At 73.9% G+C, this 19,782-nt stretch carries 16 protein-coding genes; 5 read left to right on the forward strand and 11 right to left on the reverse strand.

What is annotated here, in order from left to right:
* Positions 1–95: 95 nt before the first annotated feature.
* A complete protein-coding gene (locus ACGF3I_RS20045) occupies positions 96–1,415 on the reverse strand; it encodes a LuxR C-terminal-related transcriptional regulator (protein WP_393133819.1) in 1,320 nt (439 codons plus the stop codon).
* Positions 1,416–1,565: 150 nt separating this feature from the next.
* Here ACGF3I_RS20045 and ACGF3I_RS20050 point away from each other — a divergent pair, with 150 nt between their 5' ends.
* Entirely contained in the window at positions 1,566–2,474 is a 909-nt protein-coding gene (locus tag ACGF3I_RS20050; protein WP_393133821.1) for an NADP-dependent oxidoreductase, read from the forward strand.
* On the opposite strand, the gene ACGF3I_RS20055 is transcribed toward ACGF3I_RS20050, so the two are convergent.
* A complete protein-coding gene (locus tag ACGF3I_RS20055) occupies positions 2,464–3,378 on the reverse strand; it encodes an AraC family transcriptional regulator (protein WP_393133823.1) in 915 nt (304 codons plus the stop codon). The two genes, ACGF3I_RS20050 and ACGF3I_RS20055, sit on opposite strands and share 11 nt — an antisense overlap.
* Before the next feature lie 173 nt (positions 3,379–3,551).
* On the opposite strand from ACGF3I_RS20055, the gene ACGF3I_RS20060 reads away from it, so the two are divergent.
* A complete protein-coding gene (locus ACGF3I_RS20060) occupies positions 3,552–4,445 on the forward strand; it encodes an MBL fold metallo-hydrolase (RefSeq protein WP_393133825.1) in 894 nt (297 codons plus the stop codon).
* On the opposite strand, the gene ACGF3I_RS20065 is transcribed toward ACGF3I_RS20060, so the two are convergent.
* Complete coding sequence (locus ACGF3I_RS20065) at positions 4,433–5,113, reverse strand: GDSL-type esterase/lipase family protein (RefSeq protein ID WP_393133827.1); 681 nt, start codon at positions 5,111–5,113, stop codon at positions 4,433–4,435. The two genes, ACGF3I_RS20060 and ACGF3I_RS20065, sit on opposite strands and share 13 nt — an antisense overlap.
* 87 nt (positions 5,114–5,200) lie before the next feature.
* On the opposite strand from ACGF3I_RS20065, the gene ACGF3I_RS20070 reads away from it, so the two are divergent.
* Positions 5,201–6,178: a WD40 repeat domain-containing protein gene (locus ACGF3I_RS20070; RefSeq protein WP_393133829.1), complete on the forward strand. Its 978-nt coding sequence runs from the start codon at positions 5,201–5,203 to the stop codon at positions 6,176–6,178.
* A 54-nt stretch (positions 6,179–6,232) separates the two neighbouring features.
* Here ACGF3I_RS20070 and ACGF3I_RS20075 read toward each other — a convergent pair whose 3' ends face one another.
* The 8 genes from ACGF3I_RS20075 to ACGF3I_RS20110 form a co-directional block, all read right to left on the reverse strand.
* Entirely contained in the window at positions 6,233–6,892 is a 660-nt protein-coding gene (locus ACGF3I_RS20075; protein WP_393133831.1) for a DUF4360 domain-containing protein, read from the reverse strand.
* Positions 6,893–7,309: 417 nt separating this feature from the next.
* Entirely contained in the window at positions 7,310–8,428 is a 1,119-nt protein-coding gene (gene serC, locus ACGF3I_RS20080; RefSeq protein WP_393133833.1) for a phosphoserine transaminase, read from the reverse strand.
* Positions 8,429–9,142: 714 nt separating this feature from the next.
* A complete protein-coding gene (locus tag ACGF3I_RS20085) occupies positions 9,143–10,384 on the reverse strand; it encodes a cytochrome P450 (protein ID WP_393133835.1) in 1,242 nt (413 codons plus the stop codon).
* Positions 10,381–11,610 (reverse strand): cytochrome P450, encoded by a 1,230-nt coding sequence (locus ACGF3I_RS20090; protein ID WP_393133837.1) that lies wholly within the window; start codon positions 11,608–11,610, stop codon positions 10,381–10,383. The genes ACGF3I_RS20085 and ACGF3I_RS20090 overlap by 4 nt, the downstream gene beginning before the upstream one ends.
* Positions 11,607–12,206 (reverse strand): ATP/GTP-binding protein, encoded by a 600-nt coding sequence (locus ACGF3I_RS20095; RefSeq protein ID WP_393133838.1) that lies wholly within the window; start codon positions 12,204–12,206, stop codon positions 11,607–11,609. The genes ACGF3I_RS20090 and ACGF3I_RS20095 overlap by 4 nt, the downstream gene beginning before the upstream one ends.
* Complete coding sequence (locus ACGF3I_RS20100; RefSeq protein ID WP_393133840.1) at positions 12,187–12,534, reverse strand: DUF742 domain-containing protein; 348 nt, start codon at positions 12,532–12,534, stop codon at positions 12,187–12,189. Before ACGF3I_RS20100 ends, ACGF3I_RS20095 begins: the two co-directional genes overlap by 20 nt.
* A complete protein-coding gene (locus ACGF3I_RS20105; RefSeq protein WP_100573913.1) occupies positions 12,531–12,932 on the reverse strand; it encodes a roadblock/LC7 domain-containing protein in 402 nt (133 codons plus the stop codon). Before ACGF3I_RS20105 ends, ACGF3I_RS20100 begins: the two co-directional genes overlap by 4 nt.
* Positions 12,929–14,506, reverse strand: a complete 1,578-nt coding sequence (locus tag ACGF3I_RS20110) for an ATP-binding protein (RefSeq protein ID WP_393133842.1) — start codon at positions 14,504–14,506, stop codon at positions 12,929–12,931. Before ACGF3I_RS20110 ends, ACGF3I_RS20105 begins: the two co-directional genes overlap by 4 nt.
* Before the next feature lie 377 nt (positions 14,507–14,883).
* On the opposite strand from ACGF3I_RS20110, the gene ACGF3I_RS20115 reads away from it, so the two are divergent.
* Both ACGF3I_RS20115 and ACGF3I_RS20120 read left to right on the forward strand, forming a co-directional pair.
* Positions 14,884–17,880, forward strand: coding sequence for an FAD-binding and (Fe-S)-binding domain-containing protein (locus ACGF3I_RS20115; protein WP_393133844.1), 2,997 nt, complete (start codon positions 14,884–14,886; stop codon positions 17,878–17,880).
* Between the two features lie 315 nt (positions 17,881–18,195).
* Positions 18,196–19,170, forward strand: coding sequence for a DMT family transporter (locus ACGF3I_RS20120; protein ID WP_393133846.1), 975 nt, complete (start codon positions 18,196–18,198; stop codon positions 19,168–19,170).
* The last annotated feature ends 612 nt before the right edge of the window (positions 19,171–19,782 follow it).

Below are 19,782 nucleotides of genomic sequence, written 5' to 3' on the forward strand. Positions count from 1 at the left end.
GCCATGACCTGCGGTGCCCCGCGCCCGTCAGCGCCCGGCTCCCCGCCGGCGGCCCGCCCCCCATCCGCCCGCAGCCGGCCCGCCCCCCGGGGGGCCTACGCCACCGCGTGCAGCATGGCCGCCGCCTCGCCCCGCGAGCTCACGCCCAGCTTGGCCAGGATGTTGGCGACGTGGAACTTCACCGTCGACTCGCTGATGTGCAGCTGCTCGGCGATGGTCCGGTTGCGGTGGCCCCGGGCGAGGTGGCCGAGCACCTCCGCCTCGCGCGGGTGCAGTTCGGCCAGCGGGTCGGCGCGCGGAGTCGGGGCGGTGCCGAGCGGCAGCGTCGCGGTGACGGTGGTGCCCCAGCCGGGCAGGGCGTCCACGGCGAGGGTGCCGCCGAGCGCGGCCAGCCGCTGGGCCACCCGGTGCGTGTCCAGCGCGGCGCGCGGCAGCTCGCCGGGCCCGTCGTCCCGTACGGCCGCCACGAGCCGGCACTCGGCGAGCCGCCAGCGCACGTGGATGCGCCGCACGTCCCGCTGGCCGGCCATCGCGAGCACCAGGGCGCGGACGGCGGCGCGGGCGAGGTGGGCGACGTCCGCGGCCACCGACACCTCGGCGGTCTCCGCCTCCGGGGGCGAGAATTCCAGGCGCACCTCGCTGTGGCGGAGCATCGGGCGCAGGGAGTCGGCGAGCCGGGTGAAGGCGTCGCCGGCCCGCTCCTCGGTGAGTTCCTGGTTGCGGTCGGCCTCGGCGCGCAGGGCGACGAGCGACGACACCGCGAGGTCTTCGGCGCGCGAGCGGGCGGCGCGGTCGTCCAGGTTCCTGCTGCGCAGCACCCCGAGCAGGGCGGTGAGCGCGGCCTCGTGGGCCTCGCCGAGCTCGGCGATGACCCGGGCCCGCTCGGCGGCGGTGGAACGCGACTGGGCGAGCGGGCCGGGCACCGCCTCGACGGCCATGCGGGCGCGGTGCCCGGTCGCGAGGTCCCACAGCCGCTGGACGGTCTCGGCGTCGGCGTCGTCGAGGAGGGCGCCCGGTGTGGTGCGCACGAGGACGAGCAGCGGGGGCTGCGCGGCCACCGGAGCCGCCTCGCTCGCGACCGCGACCAGGGCCCGCTCCGCACCGGCGAGGACGGCGCTGCCCTGCCAGGGGCGGCCGGGGGTGACGAGCGGGGCGATGTCCTGGAGGTCGGCGACGGTGATCCGGGGCCCCTGCTCGCCGTGCACGTGGTGGATCTTGAACGGCGAGTGCGCGCAGTGTCCGGACAGGTCGGCGGCGACGCTGTGCGCGACGAGCGGGGCGAGGGCCTCGGAGAGGGTCGGCAGGATCGCGTCCATCGGCCCGGTGACCAGGTCGGCGGCGTGTGCGAGCGCGCGGGCGGCGTACGCCGGGGCGGCGGGGGCGCGGGGTGTGGTGCGGCTCAGGCGGGGCTCCATCGCTCCAGCGTACGGTCACCGCGGCCGTCCGCGCCCCGCCTTGTGGCCAGGTCGAACCGGCCGTAAGGCGGGCCGGGTTGGGGCCTGCCGGGGCGGAATCTTGACCCAGGACGCCGCCCACGGCGTCGGAGCGATACGAGGAGTGCTGTGATGGAAGCGATCGTGTACGACCGGTTCGGCGGGCTCGACGTCCTGTCTCTCGGCGAGGTGGACAAGCCCGAGCCGGGCCCCGGCCAGGTGCGGGTGAAGGTGGCCGCGGCGGGTGTGAACCCGGTGGACTACCGGATCCGCAACGGCTGGATGCGGCACGCGTTCCCGGTGACCTTCCCCGCCGTCCCGGGACTTGAGGTGGCGGGCGTCGTGGACGCGCTGGGCGAGGGCGTGACGCGCTTCGCCGTCGGCGACGAGGTGTTCGGCCACGCCGACACCGGCGCCTACGCCGAGTACGCCCTGGCCACCCATGTCGTCCCCAAGCCGGCCGCCCTGAGCTGGGAGCAGGTCGTGGCGCTGCCGGTGGCGGGCGAGACCTCGGAGCGGGTGCTGACCCAGCTCGAACTGGCCGCGGGGGAAACGCTGTTGATCCACGGCGCGGCGGGTGTCGTCGGCTCGGTGGGCGTGCAGCTCGCAGTGGCCCGGGGCGCCACGGTCATCGGCACCGCGTCCCCGGACAACCACGCCTTCCTGCGCGAGCTGGGCGCGATACCGCTGGCGTACGGGGAGAACCTGGTCGAGCGGGTGCGCGAGGTCGCGCCGCAGGGCATCGACGCGGTGTACGACGCGGCCGGGAAGGGCGCGCTGCCCGACTCGATCGAGCTGCGCGGCGGCACCGCCTCGCGCATCGTGACCATCGCCGACACGAACGCGGCCGAGTTCGGCGTCCCCTTCAGCGGTGAGGCCACGGCCGTTCCCGAGCCGATCTACGAGGCGCAGGCCCGGCTGCTCGCCGAAGGCCGGCTGCGCATCCGCCACGCCGAGACGTTCCCGCTCGCCGGGGCCGTCAAGGCACTGGAGCTGAGCGAGGGCGGCCACACCCGCGGCAAGCTCGTCATCACGCCGTGAGGGCGGCCCGGTAGCGCCCCGGCGTCGTGCCGTACTGCCGGCTGAAGGCGTGCGACAGGGCGTAGGGGGTGCTGTAGCCGACGCGGGCGGCGATGGTGTCGAGCGCGTCCGGGGTGGTGCGCAGCAGGGCGGCGGCCCGGCTCAGGCGCCACCAGGTGAGGTAGGCCATGGGGGCGCGGCCGACGAGGGCGGTGAAGCGGCGGGCCAGGGTGGCCCGGGAGACGCCCACGTGGGCGGCCAGGTGCTCGTTGCTCCAGCCCCTGGCCGGATCGTCGTGCAGGGCGTGCAGGGCGGCGGCCACGACCGGGTCGTGCAGTGCGGCCGGCCAGCGGGCGGTGGTGCTGTCCGCCATCCAGGCCCGTACGAGGTAGACGAGCAGCAGGTCGAGCAGGCTCGGCAGGGCGATCGCGGCGCCTGGGTGCGCGCGGCCCACCTCGCGGCCCAACAGGGCGATGGCGGACCGCAGTTCGTCGTGGTGGCCTGATCGGGCCGGGACGTGCACGACGTCGGGCAGGTCGGCGAGCAGGGGGTGGGTGTGCCGGCGGTCGAGCCGGTACTTGCCGCACAGCAGCTCCGTATCGCCCGGTGCGGAAGGCGAGTTGGGGTCGCCGGCGGTGCGGGACCAGTCGGCGAAGGGGACGGCCCGGGCGAGGGCGGCCGGGCCGGCGGGGCGGTCGCCGATGACGTGGCCGCTGCCGTGCGGCAGCAGCACCGCGTCGCCGGTGTTCAGGGTCACGGCCGCGCCGTCCTCGGTCCGCATCCAGCAGTCGCCGGCCAGGACGACGTGGAAGCCCGCGCCCTCGTAGGGGTCGAGCCGGGCGCACCAGCGGCCGGCGACGCGCAGCCGGGTGGAGGAGGGGCGGCCCACCCGCACCGCGGCGATGGCGTCACTCACCAGGTCCATGCGGTCACCGGGTCCGAGCGGTCAGGAGGTCCACGCGGCGAGCCTAGCGCCCCGCCGTCGAGCCGGTGAGACGCATGCGTATTCCCTTGAGCCGGAAGAGCATTGAGCGGCTCACCCCGCCCTGCCTAGGGTCGAGGCGACGGACAGCGAGCGGAGCGGAAGGCGGCGGGAACGTGCGCAGCATCATCCTGGGCGAGGTCGAGATCATCCGGGTCGTGGAGTGGGAGGGCTCGTTCGGCTCCGCCCGCCGTATCGTGCCCGGGGCCGGCATCGAGACGTGGGAGGCGAACGAGGAACTGCTCGCGCCGCACTTCTGGGACCGCGGGAGCGACGAGTGGATCGGCGCGCTGCAGACCTGGGTACTGCGCAGCGCAGGACGGACCGTGCTCGTGGACACCAACGTCGGCAACGGCCGCGAGCGGCCGAGCATGCCCGCCTTCCACCACCGGAACACCGATTTCCTGGGGCAGTTGGCGGCGGCGGGGGTGCGGCCCGAGGACGTGGACGTCGTCGTCAACACCCATCTGCACGCCGACCACGTCGGCTGGAACACGGTGGCCGAGGGCCCCGGCGCCTGGCGGCCCGCGTTCCCCAACGCCACCTACCTCATGCCCGCCGCCGACCACGCGCACTTCGACCCGGGCAACGGGCGGGCGCTGCGCCCGGACGACGTGGCCCTGTTCGAGGACAGCGTGGCGCCGGTGGTGCGCGCCGGGCAGGCGGTGCTGTGGGAGGGGGAGTACCGCATCGACGAACACCTCGTCCTGGAGGCCGCGCCCGGTCACACACCGGGTTCCTCGGTGCTGCGCCTGGACTCCGGCGGCGAACGGGCCGTGTTCGTGGGGGACTTGCTGCACAGCCCGGTGCAGATCGCCGAGCCCGCCCACAACAGCTGCTTCTGCGAGGACGCGGCGGGGGCCGCGGCCACCCGCCGGCGGGTCCTGGGCCGGGCCGCAGATGAGCGCGAACTCGTCGTGCCCGCCCACTTCGGCGGTCCCGGCGCCTTCGAAGTCCGGCGCGAGGCGGGCCGGTTCGCCGTCCGGAACTGGGCCCCCTACACCGCGTAGCGGGCGCCCAGTTCCCAGGCGCCGTGCAGCGCGTCGGCGAACGCGGCGGCCAGGAGGTGCTCGCCGCCGGGGCCCGGATGCGTACCGTCGTAGGTGTCGGTGTGGATGTCGTACGCCTCGGGGACGGTGGCGAGCAGCAGCGGGGACGCGGCCGTGTCGAGGTCGGCGACGGCCTTTGCGAGCAGCACGTTGAAGCGCTCCACCTCGGCGGCGAACGGCGCGTCCTGCTCGGCGCGGATGTTGGGGATGACGGGCAGCGCCACCACCCGGACGTACGGGTTGGCCTCGCGGGCGGCCGCGATGAACGCCCGTACGTTGGCCGCGGTCTGGACGGCGTCGGTGTAGAAGCCGAGGTCTATCAGACCGAGCGAGACCAGCAGCACGTCGGCCCGGCTCTCGGCGACCGCGGGGCCGATGAGCGGCGCCATGTGCAGCCAGCCCTCGCCCCAGCCCGCGAGGTGGCGGCGGGCGGCGGCCGGGAAGTCGGGGGCGCCGTAGTCGTGCGAGACGGGCGCGCCGGCCGCCGGGTCGTACAGGGCGGTGCGCGGGCCGACGATCTCGTACGGGCCGTCGAACGACGCTTCGAGGTGGCGCCACATGCGGTAGCGCCAGGTGAAGTCGCCGGGGCATCCGATGGTCATGGAGTCGCCGACGAAGAGAAAACGCATGGGGGTCATCATTACCGATCGGTACGCGGGCGGCGACGTGACGGTGGACACCTCCGGGGTGCGGGCCCGGCCGTGGACACTGGTGGCATGCGTGCGCTGATGAGGATGTGCGGGGCGGCCGGGCTCGTCCTGCTGTGGGCGGCGGGCCCGGCCGCCGCCGACGACGACGGAGGGTTCACCATCGAGGACCCCCGGATCACCGAGTCCAGCGGCCTCGCCGCCAGCCGCGCCCACCCCGGGATCTACTGGACGCACAACGACAGCAGCGACGGCCCCTACGTCTACGCCGTCGACTCCAGGACCGGGCGCACCGTCGCCCGCGTCACAATGGAGGGCGTCGGGCGGCCCCGCGACGTGGAGGCGATCTCGCTCGGCCCCGACGGCGACCTGTACGTGGGCGACATCGGCGACAACCGCGACGGCACCTGGAAGAACGTGTGGATCTACCGCTTCCACGAGCCGGCCGAGCTGAAGGACCAGACGGTCCGGGCGACGCAGTACACCGTCCAGTACGCCGACGGACCGCGCAACGCCGAGGCGCTCATGGTGCATCCCAGGACGGGCCGGGTCTACATCGCCTCCAAGCGGGAGAACGGCGGCGGCCTGTACGAGGGCCCGGCCCGGCTGTCGGCGTCCGGCACCAATGTGTTCCGGCGGGTGGGCGAGGTGCCGTGGGTGACCGACGGCGCGTTCTCGCCCGACGGGACGAAGCTCGCGCTGCGGGGCTACTTCTCGCTCGCCCAGTACGCCTGGAAGGGTGGCGACGGCGATCCGCTCGGCGACTGGGACGCGGTGGCGGGCACGCCCGTGCAGGGCCAGTCGGAATCGGTGACCTACACCCCGGACGGCTCGGCCCTGATGGTCGGTTCGGAGGGCGCGGACAGCCCGGTGGCGCGCGTGCCGCTCACCGGGGACGGCGCCAAGTCGCCCTCGGCGGGCGGCGGTTCCACCCGTACGGGGGGTGTGGCGAGCGGGGGCGACTTCACGCTCGGTGCGATCGTCCTGGCGGGCGCGACCGCGCTCGGGGTGGGCGCGCGCCGGGTGCTGCGGCGTCGCGCCGACTGAGCGCGGGGCACGGGCCCGCACCGTGCGGCGCGGTGCGGGACCGGCGGGCCGGGCTCAGCGCCGCTGCGGGCACTCCTTCCACGCCAGGTGGTAGATGGTCTGGATGTCACCGTCGGTGGAGTCCATCGCCATGAAGCTGTTGGTGTGCGGGTCGGAGGTGCCCGCGTTCACCCGCAGCTCGGTGTTGATGTTGAAGTTGCGCTGGACGCCGCAGGGGGCCCACACCAGCTGGCCCCAGTCGGTGGAGTCGGTCGCCTGCCAGTCGTCGTCGTAGGGCCCCGCGTAGGGGTGGGTTCTGCTCGCGGTGTCCTGCGAGCCCTGGAAGTAGTACGAGGCCTTCTGGGTGGCGCTCGCCCCCCTCTCCAGGTGGGCGTAGCCGCGGTAGTCGGCGCTCGCCACCGCGTAGGTGAAGCCCGACGGCACGTGCACGATCAGGTTGAGCTGGCAGTTCTTGCGGAAGTCGGTCGGCTTGGAGCCGGCCCCCACCTGCGCCATGTACTGGCTGTAGGTGACGGTGAAGGCGGTGTTGTCCGGCGAGACGGCGACCGCGGCGGTGCCGAGCGGACAGCCGGAGCCGTTGACGGTGGCGACCTCGATCACGATCTTGTCGGGGGGCGCGACGATGGACGAGGGTGCGGCCGGGGCCGCCTGGGTGAAGAGCGCGGAGGCGAACAGCGCCGCGGTCGCGCCGCCTGCGAGAAGTGCACCGGGCATGATGCTCCGATCGGTTGTCGGTGGCCTTGCGTGGATGTGGGGAGTCCAGCCGCATGTCCGTGTCTCCGGTCCGCCGCCGGAGGGCGGTGCCTGCGGGGCGGGGTGGTCGAGACTTGTGCCGAGGCCTGTAGTTGAGACATGGACATGTCAAACCTTCGGATCGGTCCGGCCGTGGTGCGCGAGCGCCGGATCGCTATGGATGGTAGGGAGCAACTCCCTTGTGGAATAGGGCAGTTATCGGCCTAGGCCGCACGCCCGCCCCCCACGTGGCGCACGCGCGAGGGCCCGGCACCATGGCGGTGCCGGGCCCTCGCGCGCGGGGTGCGCGTCAGTGCTCGGATCGGTGCTCAGAGCTGCTCGACGCGCGGACGCCGTTCGGTGCTCAGAGTTGCTCGACGCGTGGACGCCGTTCGGTGCTCAGAGCTGCTCGATGACGAAGTCGATGCAGGCCGTCAGGGCCTGGACGTCCGCCGGGTCGATCGCCGGGAACATCGCCACGCGCAGCTGGTTGCGGCCGAGCTTGCGGTACGGCTCGGTGTCGACGATGCCGTTGGCGCGCAGCACCTTGGCGATCGCGGCGGCGTCGATGTCGTCCGCGAAGTCGATCGTGCCGATGACCTGCGAGCGCTTGGCCGCGTCGGCGACGAAGGGGGAGGCGTGCTTGGACTCCTCGGCCCAGCCGTACAGGGCCTGCGACGAGGCCGCCGTACGCGCCGTCGACCAGGCCAGACCGCCCTGGCCGTTGATCCACTTCAGCTGCTCGTTGAGCAGGAACAGGGTGGAGAGGGCGGGGGTGTTGTACGTCTGGTTCTTCAGCGAGTTGTCGATCGCGGTCGGCAGCGAGAAGAACTCCGGCACGTGCCGGCCGCTCGCGTGGACGCGCTGGGCGCGCTCCAGGGCGGCGGGCGAGAACGCGGCGATCCACAGGCCGCCGTCCGAGGCGAACGACTTCTGCGGGGCGAAGTAGTAGACGTCGCTCTCGGTGATGTCGACGGGCAGGCCGCCGGCGCCGGACGTCGCGTCCACCAGGACCAGCGCGCCCTCGTCGGCGCCCGCCACCCGCTTGACGGGGGCGGCGACACCCGTGGAGGTCTCGTTGTGCGTCAGCGCGTAGACGTCCACGCCCGACTCGGCCTTCGGGTCCGGGTGGGTGCCCGGGTCGCTGCTGATGACCGTCGGCTCGGCCAGCCACGGGGCGAGCTTCGCGGCCTTCGCGAACTTCGACGAGAACTCGCCGAAGTTCAGGTGCTGGGACTTGTTCTCGATCAGGCCGTGCGTCGCGACGTCCCAGAACGCGGTGGAGCCGCCGTTGCCCAGGATCACCTCGTAGCCCTCGGGGAGGGAGAAGAGGTCGGATACGCCCTGGCGCACCTCGCCGACCAGGTTCTTGACCGGGGCCTGGCGGTGGGAGGTGCCGAGGAGGGAGGTGCCGGTGGCGGCCAGGGCGTCCAGCGCCTCCGTACGCACCTTGGAGGGGCCCGCGCCGAAACGGCCGTCGGCGGGCTTCATGTCAGCGGGGATCTGGATGTCAGCCACGGGGGCGAGGGTAGCCGGTTCTGGGCGCCCCGGTCCCGCGGGTCCGCCCGATGAGACGCCCCCCACAGCCCCCCTCGGGGCTCCGCCCCGAACCCCGGGGGCGCTTGCCCACCCGCCCGCGCGGGCCCCGGCTCCCTGGGGCTCCGCCCCAGACCCCGGCGGGCTTGCCCACCCACCCGCCCGTGCAAGGGGCTGAAAAGGTTCGGCGCCTGGGGCTGCGCCCCAGACCCCCTGAGGGGCTCCGCCCCTCGGACCCCGGCGGGGGCTGCGCCCCCTGCACCCCCATCGCGCCTGAACGGCGCTCGTCCTCAAACGCCGGACGGGCTGAAATGCCCGACGCGGGCCAGCACCAGCCCCGCCAGGGGCGCGGGGAACTGCGCGAGAAGCGACCACGGCCCGCACTCGACCGAGGGGTTAGGGGCGCGGGGAACTGCGCGAGCCAGGCTGGGCTACACGTGCTGCCCAGCACCGGTCCTGCCAGGGGCGCGGGGAACTGCGCGAGAAGCGACCACGGCCCGCACTCGACCGAGGGGTTAGGGGCGCGGGGAACTGCGCGAGCCAGGCTGGGCTGCACGCGCTGCCCAGCACCAGCCCCGCCAGGGGCGCGGGGAACTGCGCAAACCCCGGCCACCCCCAGCCCAGCCCAGCCCAGCGCAGCTGAGCCCAGCCCAGCTGAGCCGAGCCGAGCAGCTCAGCTCAGCGCAGATGGGGTTCTCAGGACAGGTGGACGGGGAGGGACTCCAGGTCGTTCTGGGTGACTATCGGCTTGTTGCGCAGGGTCTCCGGCGGGACCGCAAGACGCAGGGAGGGGAAGCGGGCGTACAGGGCCGGCAGGGCCACCCCGGCCTCCAGGCGGGAGAGGGCCGCCCCGGGGCACACGTGCGGCCCGTGGCCGAAGGAGATGTGGCGGTTGGGGGTGCGGGTGACGTCGAAGTCGCCCGCCGTGGGCCCGTGCTGCCCCTCGTCACGGCCCAGCGCTCCGAAGGAGACGATGAGCGCCTCCCCGGCGGGCAGCACCCGGTCGCCCACCGCCACGTCCTGCGTCGCGAAGCGGAACAGGACGTGCGAGGTCGGCGTGGACCAGCGCAGCGTCTCCTCGATGACGTTCGTCCACGGCACCACCCCGTCGAGCACCAGCTTGCGCTGCTCGGGATGCGTCTCCAGGGCCACCACCGCGTTCACGATGAGGCTGATCGTGGTCTCGTGGCCGGCCGCGACCATCAGCTGGAGGGTGTTGGTGATCTCCTCGGCCGTCAGGTGGTCGCCGTCCTCGGACGCCGCGAGCAGCGCGCTCGTCAGGTCGTCGCCCGGCTCCCGCCGCTTGGACTCGACGATCCGCCCGAACAGCTCCGCCAGGTCCGCCATCATCCCCGGCACCTCCTCCGGAGGCGTCTGGGTGGAGAAGAACTTCTCGAAGAGGGCCTTCATGCGCGGGTGGTCGGCCGCGTCCACGCCCATCAGTTCACTGATCACGTTCATCGGCAGCGGGTAGGCGAACTCCGCCTTCAGGTCCACCACGTCCCCCGCGGGCAGCGCCGCGAGACGGTCCAGCATCGACGTCGTGAGCGCCTCGATGCCCGCCCGCAGCCGCTCGACCCGGCGCACGGTCAGCGCCTGCGCGACCAGGGAACGCAGCCGGCGGTGCTCCTCGCCGTCGACCGTCAGCATCGAACGCCCCGGGTTGGCGAGCCCGATCAGCGGCCAGTCCGGCGCGATCTCGCCGCGCTGCCAGGCACCCCAGCTGTTGATGTCCTTGACCAGGCGCGCGTCGGTCAGCAGCGCCTTGGCCTCCGCGTGGTGCGTCACCGAGTAGCAGACCACGCCGCCCGGCAGCACGACCCGTACCAGGGGGCCGGCCGCGCGCAGCGCCGCGCTCTCGGCGTTCAGGTCGCTGACGAACGGGTCGAGGGTGATCGCGCCGCTGTGGTCCACGGGGCACGTCGTCGGACTGCTCATCTGGCTGCTCCAAGGGCGGGAGTGGGAGTGAACGTCACGGGAAGTTCGGACAGTCCGCGCAGCCACGGCGAGGGCCGGCGGGTCAACTGCCCGGCGGACGCGGCGAGATCGACGTCCGGCAGCCGGTCGAGGAGCACCTCGATGCCGGTGCGCGCGATGACCTCGGCGACCTCCTGCGCCGGGAAGGGGCAGCGGTGCTCGCCGTGCCCGAAGGAGAAGAACGCGCTGTTGCCGCCGGTGAGCGCGCCCGCGTCGGTGCGTACCTGCGGATCGCCGTTGGCCGCGGCCAGACCCAGCAGCAGCAGATCGCCGGCCCGCACGTGCCGGCCGCCGAGCCGGGTGTCGCGGGCGGCCCACCGGCCCGCCACGTTCTGCGTGGGGGTGTCCTCCCACAGCACCTCGTTCATCGCCTCGCCGACGCTGTGCCGGCCGCCCGCGAGCGAGGCCGCGAAACGGTCGTCGGTCAGCATCAGGCGCAGCGAGTTGCCGATCCAGTCCGCGGTGGGCTGGTGGCCGGCCGCCATCATCACCATCAGGTCCTGGCCGACCTCCTCGACGGTGAAGCCGTACGGGTTGGCGAGCATCCGCGACGCCACGTCCTCGCCCGGCTCGACCTGCTTGGCGGTGAGCAGCGCGTACATCGACTCCGCGAGGTGGCGCTGGCCCTCCAGGGCGCCCTCCCGGCCGTTGATCATGTCGTTCATCGCGGTGACCAGGCCCGGACCCTGCTCGTCGGCGAACCCGTAGAGCCGGGCCAGCACCCGGACCGGCAGGAGCATCGCGTACTGGCCGACGATGTCGCAGCTGCCCGTCCCGCACAGCGCGTCGATCAGTTCGTCCGCGAACCGCTCGGCGTGGCCGCGCAGTTCGAAGGGGTCGACCGCCTCCAGGGCGTCCGAGACCATCGCGGCCCGCTCGCGGTGGCGCTCGCCCACGGTGTAGAGGATCGACGGCTGCTTGCGGCCGATCATCGGGAGCAGCGGCCAGTCGGCCGGGATGCGGTCCCACTGGTTCCACAGGTCGGAGTCGCGCGAGAACAGCACCGGATCGCTGGTGACCTGGTGCAGCTCGCGGTAGCCGAGCACCAGCCAGGCCGGCACGTCGCCGTCCAGGACCACGGGCGCCACGGCACCGTGGTCGCGCCGCATGTCGCGGTACAGCTCGTTCGGCTCGGTCTGGAACCGGGGGCCGCTCAGCGGGACGGGGGCGGGGATCGGGCACGTCACGGTATGAGCTCCGGTGCTTGTCGCAGGCGTGCGAGATGTTCGACGAGGGTGATCAGGACGGTCTTGCTGGACTCGCGGGTCCGCGCGTCGCAGCGCAGCAGCGGCACCTCGGCCGGCAGGTCGAGCGCCTCGCGCACCTGGGCCTCGGTGTGCGCGGGGCCGCCGAAGTCGTTGCAGGCCACGACGAACGGCGTGCCGTGGTGCTCCAGGCGGTCGATGGCGTACCAGGAGTCCGCGAGCCGCCGGGTGTCGACCAGGACGACCGCGCCGAGCGTGCCCGCGAACAGCCGGTCCCACAGGAACCAGAACCGCTCCTGGCCGGGCGCCCCGAACAGGTACAGGACGTTGCGCGCGTCCAGCGTGATGCGGCCGAAGTCGAAGGCGACGGTGGTGGCCGTCTTGGTCCGCACCCCGTCGAGGTCGTCCACGGCCTCGCCCGCCTTGGTCATGGTCTCCTCGGTGTTCAGCGGACGTATCTCGCTGACCGAGCGCACCATGGTCGTCTTTCCGACGCCGAAACCACCGACGACGACGATTTTCAGGCCGTTGTCCGCGGTCCCCGCGAGGGCGGGCCGTTCAGAGATTTCGGAGGCCAACGAGCACCTGCTCCAGGATGTCGGAATCGGGAAGGCGGTGGGCGGAGCGCGGGTGGCGGGCGCTGATGCGCCCGGTGTCGTGCAGGTCGGCGAGCAGGATGCGGACCACCGTGACGGGCAGGGCCAGCTCGGCGGCGATCTCCACGACCGCGGTCGGGAAGCGGCACATCCGCAGGATGGCGGCGTGCTCGGACTGCATCCCGGGCACCGGCTCCGACTCGGTGACCACCAGGGTGACCAGGTCGAAGGCGTCCGAGCCCGAACGGCTGCGACCGCCGGTGAGGGTGTAGAGCCGGTCCGGCGAGTCGTCCCGGCCCGGCCTGCTCATGCCCGCGGCTCGGCGCTGAGGTACTCGCCGAGCTGCTCCACCAGCTCGGACATGTTGTGCCCGACCAGGCCCGCGTCCGCGTCCTCGGCGGCGACCACCGCGAGGTGGGCGCCCTCGCCGGCCTCGACGATGAACAGGATGCCGCCGTAGAACTCGGCCATCGCGGAGCGCACCCCGCCGCTGCCGTCGCCGAACTCCATGGACGCCCCGTGCGACAGGCTCTGGATGCCCGCGGCGATGGCGGCCAGCTGGTCGGCCTGGTCGACGGAGAGCTCCGGCGTACGGCACAGCTTGAGGCCGTCGCGGGACAGGACGAGCGCGTGGCGGGCCCCCGGCGTGCGCTGGAGCAGGTTCTCCAGGAGCCAGTTGAGCTTCTCGTCGGTGGTGGTGCCGGTCATTCGGAGTTGCCTTCCGGGGTGGGGGAGTTCGCGCGTACGGCCTGGCGGAAGCTGCTGAAGCGGGCGGCCGCGTCGGACGCGGCGGTCGTGGCGCGTACGGGCGCCGCCGGGGCGTCGGGCCCCTCGGGGTGGGCGGCGGCCAGCGCCCGGCCGCGCTTGCGCTTGGGCAGGCCGCTCTCGCCGAACTGCGGGAACTCGCCGCTGGTCTCGCTGCGGGTCTCGCCCGCGGCCCCGCCGGTGGAGCGGGTTGTGCCGGTACTGGTGGTGCGGGCGGTGCCGGCATGGGCACCGGACGTGCCGCGGGCGCCTTCCGCGGTCGACGTGCCGGGGGCGGGCTCGGCGGCGCTCTCGTGGGTCGTCTCCGGCTCGGCGCCCGCGGACGGCGCGGCCGGAACACCGCGCTCCGGCGCCGGTTCCCGTACGGATGCCGACCCCGTCACGGAAGCCGACGCCTCTACGGGAGAAGCACTCTGACTGGACGCCAGGTCGATGGGCAGCTCATCGGGTGCGTCCGCGACGGGCGCCGCGGGGGCGGCCGGGGTGACGTGGGTGATGAGTTCGTGCGGGAGCAGCATCAGGGCGCCGGTGCCGCCGCGCGCGGAGGGCCGGAACGACACGGTCAGGCCGTGCTTGCGGGCGAGGCGCCCGACGACGGCGAGGCCGAGCCGGGTGCCGGAGAGCCCGGCGAGGTCCGACGACCGCCCGGAGACGGCCTGTTCGGCCCGGCGCAGCTGGACGTCGCTCATCACCAGACCGCTGTCCTCGACGGTGATGATGATCCCGGCCGGCACCTCCTCCACGTACACGTGGACCTCTGCGGTCGGCGGCGAGAAGTTGGCGGCGTTGTCGAGGAGTTCGGCGAGTGCGTGCATGACGCCCTCGGCCGCGTGCCCGGCCACGGCCGCGTCGCTGGTGGAGTGCAGGCGCACCCGCTGGTAGCCGCCGATGCGGCCCATCGCCCCGCGCAGGATGGACTCCATGACGATCGGCCGGGCCCAGCGCCGGCCGGAACGGGCTCCGGTCAGTACGGCGATGGAGTCCGCGAGGCGGCCCGCCTGTGCGGTGCGGTGGTCGAGGTGCAGGAGGTCACCGAGGACGTCCTCGTCGGCGTGCCGGTGCTCCATCTCGCGCAGGTCGGCGAGCATGCCGGTGGCCAGCGCCTGCATGCGGCCGGCCGCGTTGGCGGTGGCCGCGAGCGCCGCGGCCCGGGCCGACTCGGCGCGGCGCAGCTCGGCGGCGTGCGCGGCGATCAGGGCCTTGCGTTCGGCCGCGTGGGCGGCGTCCATGCGCACCGCGTCGGCGCTGCGCCGGGCGGCGTTGGCCTCCTGGGCGCCGATCTGCGCGGTGAGCGCGGTGAGCCGTTCACGCAGGACGCGGTTGCGCAGCACGCTGTGCGTCACGGCGTACGCGCCTGCGCTCAGCAGGGCCGCCGCGATGCCGAGGCTCCAGCCGAGTACGGCGCGGGTGCCCGGCTCGGCCGAGACCACCGCCACCGTGCAGAACGCGCCGGTGACCACCGCGGTGATCAACAGGGCCAGCGCGGAGGGGCGAATGGGGGAGGGCGACGCCGTCATCGATCAATGCCTCGGAGCGCTCATGGCGGGCGAAAGGGAAGGGGGCGTTCCTGACACACAAGGAACGAGGGGCAACTATAGGAGAGTTGGTGATCGAATTGGATAGTTCTTGGTGAACATTCCCGCACATTGGGACCGTTGACCCTAGGCATTCTGGTCATCCTGTCGGTTTCAGGACACCCGGCGGAGCAGGCCGCGCCGCCCGTGAGACGTGCCGGGGGCGGGGCATCCTGGGCCCCATGGCAGATGCTGAGCAGGTGCGGGGCTTGGGCGGCGACGGGGCCCGGGGCGGGGCCGGTGACGGAGTCCGGAGCGGGACCGGTGACAGAGTCCGGAGCGGGACCGGTGACACAGTCCGGGGCGGCGCGGAACGGGAGTTGGCGGGCGAGCTGGCGCGGGCGCTGGCCCGCGAGGTGCGCGGCACGGTCGACCTCGGCGTCACCGCCCGCGCCCTGACGACGATGGACGCCTCCAACTACCGCCGGGTGCCGCTCGGCGTGGTCGCCCCGCGCGACGCCGACGACGTGGCGGCGGTCCTCGCGGTGTGCCGGACGTACGGGGTGCCGGTGGTCCCGCGCGGTGGCGGCACCTCCATCGCGGGCCAGGCGACCGGCACCGGCATCGTGCTCGACCTCACCCGCCATCTGCGCTCCCTCGTCTCGGTGGACGCGGCGGCCGGGACCGCCGTGGTGCAGCCCGGTCTCGTCCTGGACGTCCTGCGGGACGCGGCCGCGCCGCACGGCCTGACCTTCGGACCCGACCCCTCGACCCACAGCCGCTGCACGCTCGGCGGGATGATCGGCAACAACGCGTGCGGGGCGCATTCGGTGGCGTGGGGGACGACGGCGGACAACGTCCTCGATCTGACGGTGGTGGGGGCGGGGGGCGAGCGGTACTGGCTGGTGGGGCGTGGGGCGGCGGGGCCGGGAGAGGGAGGGCCGGCGGGGCGCGGGGGATCGGCGGGGCACGGGCCGGCGGGGCGCGGTGGGCCGGCGGGGCGCGGTGAGGCGTATGCGGCGGGCCCCGCCGGACTGGGCGATTTCATCAACCGTCATCTGTCAGTCCTGCGCACCGGTTACCCGCAGGACCTCCCGCGCCGCATCTCCGGCTACGCGATCGACGCGTTGCTGCCCGAGCGCGGCGCGGACGCGGTGCGGGCGTTCTGTGGCAGCGAGGGCACGCTGGGCGTGGTCACCGAGGCGACCGTACGCCTGGTGGAGGCGCCCGCGGCCCGGGCTCTCGCCGTGCTCGGGTACGCCGACGAGAGCCAGGCGGCCGAGGCGGCCCCCGGCCTGTTGCCGTACGGCCCGCTGACCGTCGAGGGCATGGCCGCCGATCTCGTACGGACCCGGGGCGAGGTGGGTCTGCCGCGCGGCGGGGCGTGGCTGTTCGTCGAGACGGGCGGGGCCACAGCCGCCGAAGCCCGTTCGCACGCACGGGAGTTGGCGCGCGCGGGCGAACCGCTGGACTTCGCCGTGGTGGACGATCCGGCCGGGATGCGTGCGCTGTGGCGGATCCGCGAGGACGCGGCCGGCACCGCGACCCGGATGCCCGACGGCAGCGAGGCGTGGCCCGGCTGGGAGGACTGCGCGGTGCCGCCCGCTCAACTGGGCCCGTACCTGCGGGAGTTCAGAGGACTGCTCGCCTCGTACGGGCTGCGCGGCACCCCGTACGGGCACTTCGGGGACGGTTGCATCCACGTACGGATCGACTTCGACCTGCTGACGCCGGCCGGGACCGGGCGCTTTCGCGCGTTCTCCGAGGACCTGGCCGAGCTCGTCGTCGCACACGGCGGCTCGCTCAGCGGTGAGCACGGCGACGGACAGGCCCGTGCGGAGCTGCTCCCGAAGATGTACGGCACCGAACTGGTGCGGGTCTTCGCCGAGTTCAAGAACCTGTGGGACCCGAGTGGCCTGCTCAACCCCGGCATTCTCGCCAGGCCCGCCCGGCTGGACGAGAACCTGCGTTTCGATGTGCTGCCGAAGCGTCCGGTGGACGTGGCGTTCGGCTATCCGTCCGACGGGGGCGACTTCTCGGCGGCGGTACGCCGTTGCGTGGGCGTCGCCAAGTGCCGTACGCAACAAGCCGGTTCGGCTGACGCGGTGATGTGTCCGTCCTTCCGGGCGACGGGGGAGGAGGAGCATTCGACCCGGGGCAGGGCGCGGCTGCTGCACGAGATGCTGGCGGGCGAGGTGGTCACCGACGGGTGGCGTTCGCGCGAGGTGCGGGACGCGCTCGATCTGTGCCTGTCCTGCAAGGGCTGCCGCAGCGACTGTCCGGTGGGCGTGGACATGGCCACGTACAAGGCGGAGTTCCTGCACCACCACTACGCGGGGCGGCGGCGCCCCGCCGCGCACTACGCGCTCGGCCGGCTTCCCGAGTGGCTGCGGCTCGCGGCGCCGCTGGCCCGTCCGCTGAACGCGGCGGCCCGCGTCCGTCCGCTGGCGGCCCTGGTGAAACGGCTCGCGGGCATCACCCCGGAGCGCACCCTCCCGGTCCTGGCGCCGCGCACCTTTTTGAAGGGGGTGGGCGCGCGGGCGGGTGCGGTCGGGGGCTCGGGCCCGGATGTGGGCGAGGGCGTCGGTGTGAGCGCGGGGGTGGAGGGGGCTGCGAGTGCGGCCGGGGTGGTCCTGTGGCCGGACACCTTCACCAACCATCTGTCCCCGCAGGTGGGGCACGCGGCGTTGGGGGTGTTGGCGGGGGCCGGGGTCGGGGTGTCCCTGCCCGCGGGGCGGGTGTGCTGCGGGCTGACGTATGTGTCCACGGGACAGCTGGATCGCGCGAAGGTGGTGCTGCGCCACACCCTGGACGTGATGGAGCCGTCCCTGGCCGGGGCGGGGCCGGGAGGGCCGCGCCCCGTGGTCGTCCTCGAACCGAGCTGCGCGGCGGCCCTGCGCACGGACCTGCCGGAACTGCTCCCCGACGACCCCCGGGCCGCCCGCCTGGCAGCGGCGGTCCGCACCTTCGCGGAGGCCCTTGAGGAGTGCGCGCCGCACTGGACTCCGCCGCGCCTCGACCGCCCGGTGGCCGGCCAGACCCACTGCCATCAGCACGCGGTCCTGGGGGACGCGGCCGAGCGCCGCCTGCGCGAGAAGGCCGGCCTGACGGGCGGGCTGAGCGGAGGGTGCTGCGGTCTCGCCGGGAACTTCGGCTTCGAGCGCGGCCACTGGGAGGTGTCCCTGGCCTGCGCCGAGGACCAGCTGCTCCCCGCGGTACGGGCCGCGGCTCCCGGGACGGAGATCCTGGCCGACGGCTACTCCTGCCGTACGCAGCTGGCCCAGCTGACCGGCCACCGCGCCCGGCACCTGGCGGAGGTCCTCGCCGAGGGGCTGCCGGGAGGGGGCGGGAGTGGAGGGGGTGCGGGGCAGGGTTAGGGGCCAGGGCCGGGGGCGTCTGTTACAGGCGGGCGCTTACATTGGACGGAGGGAGAGATTCCGCTGGGCTTGGCGGCGCGGGGGAGGCTGCCCGGGTGTGCCCGGGAGGTGCTCGGGAGCCGCCGGGAAACAGGGTTGCGGTTCGCGAGAACAGTGCAACATACTGAGCGGAAGAGTTCAGTGTATTGAACCTCAACCTCGCTCACCTGCGGCCGACCCGGACGGGATCCGAGCCGAGCCGAGCGGGTCGGGGCGGGGAGACGTCTGCTCTCCGGCACGGACGAAACAGAGCGAAACAGAGCGAAACAGAGATTGATGGAGGTGGCGCCGGTGCATCCGGTCAAGGGCGCGAGTACGGCGGAGCCGGCGTCCGCCGTCGCCGTGCCGGAGGCGGCCGGTGCGCTGCGGGGTTCCGGGTCGCGAGGTGCGGGCAGGGGCGGCCGTGGCGCTGCGCTCGGGCCGGTGGCGCTGGTGGTGGCGGGCGGCATATCCGTGCAGTTCGGCGCCGCCGTGGCCGTGACGCTGATGCCGAGGGCGGGCGCGGCGGGAGTGGTGACGCTGCGCCTCGTCGCGGCGGCACTCGTCCTGATGCTGATCTGCCGGCCGAAGCTGCGGGGACACGCACGGGCGGACTGGGGAACGGTGGTCGCGTTCGGCGCGGCGATGGCGGGCATGAACGGGTTGTTCTACCAGGCCGTCGACCGCATCCCGCTGGGTGTGGCGGTCACCCTGGAGGTGCTCGGCCCGCTGGCGCTGTCGGTGTTCGCGTCGAGGCGCCTGATGAACGTCGTGTGGGCGGCGCTGGCGCTGGCGGGAGTGGTTCTGCTCGGCGGGGGCGGTTTCAGCGACCTGGACCCGGTGGGTGTGGCGTACGCGCTGGGGGCGGGTGCGTGCTGGGCGGTGTACATCCTGTTCAGCGCCCGTACGGGACGGAGGTTCCCGCAGGCCGACGGGCTGGCCCTGGCGATGGCGGTGGCGGCGGTCCTGTTCCTGCCGATCGGCATCGCACAGGCGGGAGGCAAGCTGCTGGTCCCGAGCACGATGGCGCTGGGCGCGGCCGTGGCGGTGCTGTCCTCGGTACTGCCGTACACCCTGGAACTGCTCGCCCTGCGCCGCCTGCCCGCGTCCACGTTCGCGATCCTGATGAGCCTGGAACCGGCGATCGCGGCGACGGCGGGGTTCCTGATCCTGAACCAGTCCTTGTCGTGGCCGCAGGCGCTGGCGATCGGGTTGGTGATCGGGGCGAGCATGGGGGCTGTGCGGAGTCAGGTTCGGGGGGGTCGGGGCTAAGGGGTGGGGTTCCCTTGGCGGAGGGGGTTGGCCCTGGCGGGGTGCTGAGTTGGGGTTGCCCGGGGCCCCTTGCCCCCCGGGTCGGGCCGGCACGACGGGCTCGGGTTGCCCCGGACCCGCCGGGGGTCCTCTTCCTCCTCCCCGGGCCGGGTCGGCATGACGGGTTCGGGTTGCCCCGGACCCGCCGGGATCCTCCTTCCCCCCGGGCCGGGCCGGCTGGCCCGAACCCTGGGGCTCTGCCCCAGACCCCGACCCCTTCGCCCACCCGCCCGCCCGTGACGGGGGTTGCAACGGCTGACCCCCAGGGCTTCGCCCCAGCCCCGGGACGCTGTCCCAGCGGCCCTTCGCTTGCGCAGTTCCCTGCGCCCCAACTCCGCGCCCGCCTGCGGGCCGTGGTCGCTTCTCGCGCAGTTCCCCGCGCCCCTGGCAGGACCGGTGCCGGCCCGCACGTGTGTTTCGGGCTGCCTTGCGTAGTTCCCCGCGCCCCTTAACTGCTCGGTGCTGGGCAGCACCAGGCCACCTCAGCCCGTCCGGCGTTTGAGGACGAGCGCCGTTCAGGCGCGAAAGGGGGGTTCGGGGGCGCAGCCCCTGAGCAGGGGTGCAGGGGGCGGA

The sequence above is a fragment of the Streptomyces sp. NPDC048111 genome, assembly GCF_043202815.1.
Taxonomy (GTDB): domain Bacteria; phylum Actinomycetota; class Actinomycetes; order Streptomycetales; family Streptomycetaceae; genus Streptomyces.

Bases quoted from the DNA above. Each gene is read 5' to 3' on its own strand.
- ACGF3I_RS20045 (WP_393133819.1), bottom strand. From the start codon at position 1,415: ATGGAGCCCCGCCTGAGCCGCACCACACCCCGCGCCCCCGCCGCCCCG.
- ACGF3I_RS20050 (WP_393133821.1), top strand. From the start codon at position 1,566: ATGGAAGCGATCGTGTACGACCGGTTCGGCGGGCTCGACGTCCTGTCT.
- ACGF3I_RS20055 (WP_393133823.1), bottom strand. From the start codon at position 3,378: ATGGACCTGGTGAGTGACGCCATCGCCGCGGTGCGGGTGGGCCGCCCC.
- ACGF3I_RS20065 (WP_393133827.1), bottom strand. From the start codon at position 5,113: ATGCGTTTTCTCTTCGTCGGCGACTCCATGACCATCGGATGCCCCGGC.
- ACGF3I_RS20070 (WP_393133829.1), top strand. From the start codon at position 5,201: ATGCGTGCGCTGATGAGGATGTGCGGGGCGGCCGGGCTCGTCCTGCTG.
- ACGF3I_RS20075 (WP_393133831.1), bottom strand. From the start codon at position 6,892: ATGCCCGGTGCACTTCTCGCAGGCGGCGCGACCGCGGCGCTGTTCGCC.
- ACGF3I_RS20085 (WP_393133835.1), bottom strand. From the start codon at position 10,384: ATGAGCAGTCCGACGACGTGCCCCGTGGACCACAGCGGCGCGATCACC.
- ACGF3I_RS20100 (WP_393133840.1), bottom strand. From the start codon at position 12,534: ATGAGCAGGCCGGGCCGGGACGACTCGCCGGACCGGCTCTACACCCTC.
- ACGF3I_RS20105 (WP_100573913.1), bottom strand. From the start codon at position 12,932: ATGACCGGCACCACCACCGACGAGAAGCTCAACTGGCTCCTGGAGAAC.
- ACGF3I_RS20110 (WP_393133842.1), bottom strand. From the start codon at position 14,506: ATGACGGCGTCGCCCTCCCCCATTCGCCCCTCCGCGCTGGCCCTGTTG.
- ACGF3I_RS20120 (WP_393133846.1), top strand. From the start codon at position 18,196: ATGGAGGTGGCGCCGGTGCATCCGGTCAAGGGCGCGAGTACGGCGGAG.